The sequence below is a fragment of the Pseudoalteromonas sp. MIP2626 genome, from assembly GCF_013414205.1.
Taxonomy (GTDB): Bacteria; Pseudomonadota; Gammaproteobacteria; order Enterobacterales; family Alteromonadaceae; genus Pseudoalteromonas; species Pseudoalteromonas nigrifaciens.
In genome coordinates this window covers 20,879-27,446 of the sequence record NZ_JAATTW010000042.1, presented here as the reverse complement: position 1 = coordinate 27,446, position 6,568 = coordinate 20,879, and the positions used below count along the sequence as shown (strand labels likewise).

Here is a 6,568-nt window from a genome sequence, read left to right as displayed (position 1 = left end):
TGTACCTCTAACTTCTTATGGCTTCCTTCAGACCCCACCGTTGGCCAGTGACGCCCTTGCCATTCAGATTATCTTCCCCTTAGTCAGGGTAATAAGGCATCTTTCAGCCTATCGGGTTTGCCAGCTTCGCTGGGCAAACAAAAATGCCGCTTTATAAATAAAGCGGCATTTTTATTGATCATTTTAACTAGCAAGGTTTAGCCGCGAGGAATAAAACCGAGTGCATCGTACACAGCTTTTAACGTACCTTCGGCTTGGCTGCTGGCTTTTTCTGCGCCACGCTTCATGATGTTATTAAGGAGTGTTTGATCTTCTCTGATCTCTTTAAAACGCGCTTGAATTGGCTCAATCATTGCCACCACCGCATCTGCTGTGTCTTTTTTCAGATGGCCGTACATTTTGTCTTCGTACTCTGGCACTAAATCTTCAATTGAACGTTTAGTTGCCACACTTAACAAGGTAAGTAAGTTTGACACTCCAGGCTTTTCAGCTCGGTCAAAGTAAATACGCGCTTGTTCGTCTGAATCGGTAACTGCTTTTTTCAGTTTTTTCTCAATCTTTTTTGGCTCATCTAACATCATAATAAAACCATTTAGATTTTCATCAGACTTAGACATTTTTTTCAGCGGATCTTGCAAGCTCATTACTCGCGCACCAAACTCTGGAATATACGCTTGAGGTATTTTAAATACCTCGCCATACAGGTTGTTAAAACGTGTTGCGATATCGCGGGTTAGTTCAAGGTGTTGCTTTTGATCTTCCCCTACCGGCACTTGCTCTGCTTGGTATAATAAAATATCGGCCGCTTGTAATACTGGGTAAGCAAATAAGCCCACGTTAATATTGTGCGCGTGCGTTGCCGACTTATCTTTAAACTGGGTCATACGATTAAGTTCGCCCATTTGTGCATAACAGTTTAATACCCAAGCAAGTTGTGCATGCTCTGGTACTTGCGATTGCACAAATAACGCGGCTTTTTCTGGGTTAATACCACAAGCAGTATAAAGCGCTACACCATCTAAAACTCGCGAGCGAAGTAATTCAGGGTCTTGACGCACAGTTACTGCGTGAAGATCTGCAAGCATAAAGTAGCTATCATAGTCTTCCTGTAACTTTAGCCACTGGTTAATAGCGCCAACATAGTTGCCTATTGTCATACCACCGGTTGGCTGCACGCCACTTAAAACTACTGGTTTACTCATGATTTTCCTTTATTTTGCTTAATTAACAGCACTTAGCGCTGTGTAAGAACAGGTATTATATCTAAGAAGTTATCGCATAGGTACTGTGGATTATAGTCCTTAAGGTTTTCACCTTGATTATAACCATAGCTCAGTGCAATAACGTCAATTTTAGCTGCATTGGCAGCTAGTATATCGCTTTTAGAGTCGCCAATCATAATCGCTTTACTGGGCTCAACATTTAGTTTATTACAGGCAAATAACAACGGCTCTGCTGATGGCTTTTTAGCCATGTCATCACCACAAATTATTAGCTCAAAATGACTCGTTAAGGCTAACTTATCCAGTAATTTTTCGGTAAATAAACGATCTTTATTAGTGATCAATGCCTTGGGCATACCACGTAGGGCAGCAAGCCCAGTTTCAACATGTTGGTAAAGTACGCTATATTCACCTACTTGCTGTTCATAATGTTGGTAAAATAATGTAAATGCTTTATCGCTAAGTACTTTATCTAAATGCTCACTTATTTGCATTTCGCCACTCAGTGCGCGTTTTACTAATACTTCTATACCATTACCAACCCAGCTTTCTACTAAGCGCTGGCTAACAATCGGAAATGCTAAGTCGCTCAAAGTAAGATTAAGTGCTATGTATAAATCGTATACACTATCTACTAAGGTGCCATCTAAATCAAACAGGGCTAGGTCGTACTTCATTATTTAACACTTCCTAATTGCTCACGCATTTGATCGATAACTTCTTGGTAATTTGGCTGGTTAAAAATGGCTGATCCCGCTACAAACATATCAGCTCCTGCCTCTGCAGCAGCGGCAATGTTATCGACTTTTATTCCGCCATCAACTTCTAAGCGTATATTGCGACCCGATTCTACAATACGTTGTTTTGCTTGGCGTAGTTTTTCTAAAGTATGCGGAATAAAGCTTTGCCCACCAAACCCTGGATTAACCGACATAATTAAAATAACATCAATTTTATCCATCACATGATCAAGAAAGCTCAAGCTAGTACCTGGATTAAACACTAAACCAGCTTGGCAGCCATGATCTTTTATTAATTGTAATGTGCGGTCAATATGCTCACTGGCTTCTGGATGAAAGGTAATAATTGAAGCACCGGCCTCGGCAAACTGAGGAATAAGGCTATCAACCGGTTTAACCATTAAATGCACATCAATAGGCGCTTTAATGCCGTAATTTCTGAGCGCTTTACACACCATAGGGCCAATAGTTAAGTTAGGCACATAGTGATTATCCATCACGTCAAAGTGAACCACATCGGCACCCGCAGCAAGTACACTATCAACATCTTCACCTAGTTTAGCGAAATCAGCAGATAAAATAGAAGGGGCTATTAAGTATTTTTTTTCTGGGTTCAACATAGTTAATCCGGCAATGAATAATATATTGCGTTAATGTAACTTAATTAATGATGTTACCCAAGTAATCGCGACAAATATAATGGCTTAATAAAAATAAAGATTATTGATAAGCCTTTATTTTCATTCGACTTTAGAAGCTAATGATAAAATTTAAGTTTGTTATTTAAGCAATTTTTGTTATGCTTAAAAAAGGATCAAATTATTAGGTTTAAATCATGCGTGCTTTTAAAACGGGGATATTAATGGCGTCAGCACTTTTGTTTGTTGGAGCGTTAAATTTTATCTCAAGTTCTGAGCAAGATTTAACAGCAATTAACAATTGCCAGCAAAAACAAACAACCACTACAGATACAGCTGTAAGTGCTTGCCTTAAAGTAACAGATGAGTCGTCTTGGTCTTCATGGATAACAGGCGACAGCCGCAGTGCACAGTTTCATTATTTAGATTTATTAGAGTTGCTTACAAGCTCTGGTGATTCTAAAAAGCTTCCCTCTTTAAAACCATCATTTTAAATATGCGACAGTTTTTTAGCGCCTTACAAAGTGTACTTGCTGCATTTTTTGGGGTGCAATCTAACCATAAACGCCACGCAGACTTTAAACACCACTCGCCAGTTAGCATTATCATAATAGCTATTTTGCTTTTTATTGTTTTTATTATTTCGATTTACGCGATTGTTGTTTCGGTGCTAAGTACATAGCCATTAGCTCGCTCACTTTATTACGCGATCCGCCTTTTGGGCTAATAGTACGCTTTACCTGAATTTGATCTAATGTGGCTTGGCTATAAATTTTACGCGTCCATACCGTATCATGGTTAGAGATAAGCACTGGAGTATCGTTTTCAAACGCCGCTTGCTCGGCTAAATTTGCTAGATTTGCTTGATCATCTAAATTAAAACCGCCCTTCGCATACGAGGTAAACGAGGCTGTTTTACTTAAAGGCACATACGGTGGATCACAATAAATAACTGCATTTTTAGGTACTAGTTTAAAAATATCATCGTAATCAAGGCAGGTAAACGTAGCCTGTTGCGCTTTTTTAGCAAAAAAGTACATTTCTTTTTCGGGAAAATAAGGCTTTTTGTATTTACCAAAAGGTACATTAAAAATACCCTTTAAGTTATACCTACAAAGCCCGTTATAACCGTGTCTATTCATATATAAAAACAGCATTGCGCGTTCGTATATATCGCTACTTTGATTAAATTGCACGCGGTATTCGTAGTAAGCATCGGGATGATTATTTAAATCCACAAACAGCTTTTTAGCATCACTTATAAACTCATCGGGCGAGTTTTTAAGTTCTTTGTATAAATTAATTAAATCGGCATTAATATCATTAAGAATGTAGTGTTTAAAATCGCTATTTAAAAACACTGAGCCGGCACCAACAAAAGGTTCAACCAAAGTATCAGCCTGCTGGCTAGCTTGCTTTAGTCGCGCGTTAATATCTTCAACTAGACTGTATTTTCCGCCAGCCCATTTAAGGAAGGCTCTACTCTTTTGCTGCATTGGCTCTTTACTTCAATCTGGTGTTGCGCGATTTTACACTAAAGTTGCTTAGTTTACTGATCAACTAATACAATTTCTTGTTTTATTTTGCTTATTTTTTTATAGAAAGGCTTATTTATTTTAGCCTCTGCAGGCAAAGCGCTCATAGCTAACTTTGCAGCATCCATATTAGTAAAACTACCTACAGTTACCACCCACCAAGTTTTATTATTTCTTTTAGTTTGATAGGTATGCGCTACTTTTTGTAGTTTATGCTGGCTAATAAATTCAGCACTGACTTGTTGCTGAGTAATCGCTAATAATTGAATAACTGTATTTGTGTCGGGCTGTTGTAAGTACCATGCATTACCTGTGAGTATTTTGCTCTCAACCTGAGCTGAAATATTACTGTGTGGCTGCGTTGCTAATATCTTTGGCTCTACCGATGGTGTATTTTTAGAGCTGGGAGTTGTTTGCTTCGCAGTCAGACTTTGCATAATTGCAGGCACATCATTATGCGGTGTTTGTAGCTCAACTGTGCTTGCAGGTAAGTTAGGTGACGCTGCAATAGCGCTATTGTCGCTAGCTATCGCTAATGGCTGCTGTATTTGCTTAACCGAAATTGCCGTTGTGAGCACTTCAGGCTCAGCTTGCTGATAATATTGTTGCCACCATTGGGTCATGTCTGATTTATATAACAAGCCAATTATTAAAAACAGAATAATTAACATCAAAATTAATAAATGCAAACGCCAAGATACTTTATCTTTTACAACAACATCCGCTATGTGTTCTGTTGCTTGCCAGCTCAGTAATAAATTGGGATTACCCTGTGCCGCGGCTATAAAAGCTTGGTAAACTGGGTCTTCATCATAAGGCAGGTCGCTAAAATACCAACGCATTAACTGCTTACTTTCACTTTGGTTTAATGGCTCTAAGTGAATGTTTATTGCCGCTGCAAAGGCCAGTTTTGACTGCGCAGCAAGCATAATATAAAGCGTACTGGGGGAGTTTTTAGCCAGTAGTTCTAACTCTACCTGTAATTCTTCTGATAAGTGCCTGGCGTTATCTAGCACCCATAAACAAGGGCCACAAGCTTGCTGTTGTAATAATTGATAAAAGTTTTCGGATAGGCTCAAGCTATGATCAATTAAAGGTGCATTAAAGCTTTGCTCTAATAGCTCGCTCATTAATTGAATGTCTGTCATTTGCGCTGTTACTTGCACAAATGCTTTATTAAAATCGTTATATTTATCAGTAATAAAAGTTTCGAGTAGGTAGCTTTTACCTAGGCCAGAGGTGCCTAGTAAAACAATCAGGTTTTGTCCGTACTCAAATTGCAGTGCGATTCTATCCACCAATGCCGCACGGCTTGGTAAAATTTGTGGCTGCATTATTGCTCGATTAACGCTCGAACTTGGTCATCTGAAACATCATCCACTAATGCACATTGTCCAAATTGGGTGGGCAGAATAAAGCGGATAGTACCCTTTTTATTCTTTTTGTCTTTACGCATATGCTGCAAAAAATGCTCGCTGGTCATTACCGGCGGGATCTGCGTGGGTAAGCTATATTGCGCAATTAAACCAGAGATACGAGTAACGTCCTCAGCGGTTAAATCTTGGCGTGTATATGCTAGTTTTGCAGCAAGTACCATACCTGTTGCTACTGCTTCGCCATGTAGCCAAACACCGTACCCCATTTGCGCTTCAATTGCGTGCGCAAAGGTATGACCTAAGTTTAATAGTGCTCTTAGGCCTTGCTCTTTTTCGTCTTGAGCTACAATTAGCGCTTTAATTTCACAGCACCTATAAATTATATGCTGTAAACAGGCTTCATCTAATTGCTGTAAACGCTCAACATTTTGCTCTAAGTAAGCAAATAGCTCAGTATCGTAAATCAAACCGTATTTAATCACTTCAGCCATACCGGCTGCAAACTCGCGCGCAGGTAAAGTATGTAATGATTGTGTGTCGATAAAAACAGCTTGTGGCTGATAAAATGCCCCAATCATATTTTTACCTAGTGGATGATTTACCGCTGTTTTTCCACCTACCGACGAATCAACTTGTGATAATAGTGTCGTTGGCATTTGAATAAAGGGAATGCCACGCTGATAACATGCAGCAACAAAACCAGTTAAATCACCAACAACGCCGCCACCTAATGCAATTAAGCAGGTGTCACGACCACAGTTATTTTCGAGTAAGAATGCCGATATTTTTTCAAACCAGGTAAGCGATTTATATTGCTCGCCATCAGGAATAATAAAGTGCAGTGGATTCAATGTTGCTAACTGCGCTAATAAGCCCTGTAAATACAAAGGCGCAATAGTGTCGTTAGTAATGATGATAGGCCGACAATCACCAATGTGATGAACTAGGCGGCCATTATCTTGAAGTGTAGATTGACCAATATAAATAGGGTAACTTCGCTCGTCTAAATTAACAGATAATTCAAGCATGCTTAGCTATTTCCTTTAATATTAGTAA

Annotated in this window: 8 protein-coding genes; 2 read left to right on the top strand and 6 right to left on the bottom strand. The window is 39.2% G+C overall.

Annotated elements, in window-relative coordinates:
- Window positions 1-197 precede the first annotated feature (197 nt).
- Genes trpS through rpe form a run of 3 tightly spaced genes read right to left on the bottom strand, consistent with a single transcriptional unit; the run spans window position 198 to window position 2,583 of the window.
- Window positions 198-1,202, bottom strand: a complete 1,005-nt coding sequence (gene trpS / locus HC000_RS14495; RefSeq protein ID WP_011329353.1) for a tryptophan--tRNA ligase — start codon at window positions 1,200-1,202, stop codon at window positions 198-200.
- Window positions 1,203-1,234: 32 nt separating this feature from the next.
- Window positions 1,235-1,900, bottom strand: coding sequence for a phosphoglycolate phosphatase (locus HC000_RS14490; RefSeq protein WP_089368798.1), 666 nt, complete (start codon window positions 1,898-1,900; stop codon window positions 1,235-1,237).
- Entirely contained in the window at window positions 1,900-2,583 is a 684-nt protein-coding gene (gene rpe / locus HC000_RS14485; protein ID WP_179808010.1) for a ribulose-phosphate 3-epimerase, read from the bottom strand. The genes HC000_RS14490 and rpe overlap by 1 nt, the downstream gene beginning before the upstream one ends.
- Window positions 2,584-2,798: 215 nt before the next feature.
- Here rpe and HC000_RS14480 point away from each other — a divergent pair, with 215 nt between their 5' ends.
- Window positions 2,799-3,095 (top strand): hypothetical protein, encoded by a 297-nt coding sequence (locus tag HC000_RS14480; RefSeq protein ID WP_089368800.1) that lies wholly within the window; start codon window positions 2,799-2,801, stop codon window positions 3,093-3,095.
- A gap of 2 nt (window positions 3,096-3,097) precedes the next feature.
- Window positions 3,098-3,283 carry a DUF2970 domain-containing protein gene (locus HC000_RS14475; protein WP_058374262.1) on the top strand — a complete coding sequence of 62 codons (186 nt, stop codon included), beginning with the start codon at window positions 3,098-3,100 and terminating at the stop codon, window positions 3,281-3,283.
- Here the strand turns inward: HC000_RS14475 and HC000_RS14470 are convergent.
- Genes HC000_RS14470 through aroB form a run of 3 tightly spaced genes read right to left on the bottom strand, consistent with a single transcriptional unit; the run spans window position 3,240 to window position 6,540 of the window.
- Window positions 3,240-4,097 (bottom strand): Dam family site-specific DNA-(adenine-N6)-methyltransferase, encoded by an 858-nt coding sequence (locus tag HC000_RS14470; RefSeq protein WP_011329357.1) that lies wholly within the window; start codon window positions 4,095-4,097, stop codon window positions 3,240-3,242. The genes HC000_RS14475 and HC000_RS14470 overlap by 44 nt on opposite strands.
- Before the next feature lie 53 nt (window positions 4,098-4,150).
- A complete protein-coding gene (locus HC000_RS14465) occupies window positions 4,151-5,470 on the bottom strand; it encodes an AAA family ATPase (RefSeq protein ID WP_089368801.1) in 1,320 nt (439 codons plus the stop codon).
- Window positions 5,470-6,540, bottom strand: a complete 1,071-nt coding sequence (gene aroB / locus HC000_RS14460; RefSeq protein WP_089368802.1) for a 3-dehydroquinate synthase — start codon at window positions 6,538-6,540, stop codon at window positions 5,470-5,472. Before aroB ends, HC000_RS14465 begins: the two co-directional genes overlap by 1 nt.
- Window positions 6,541-6,568 lie beyond the last annotated feature (28 nt).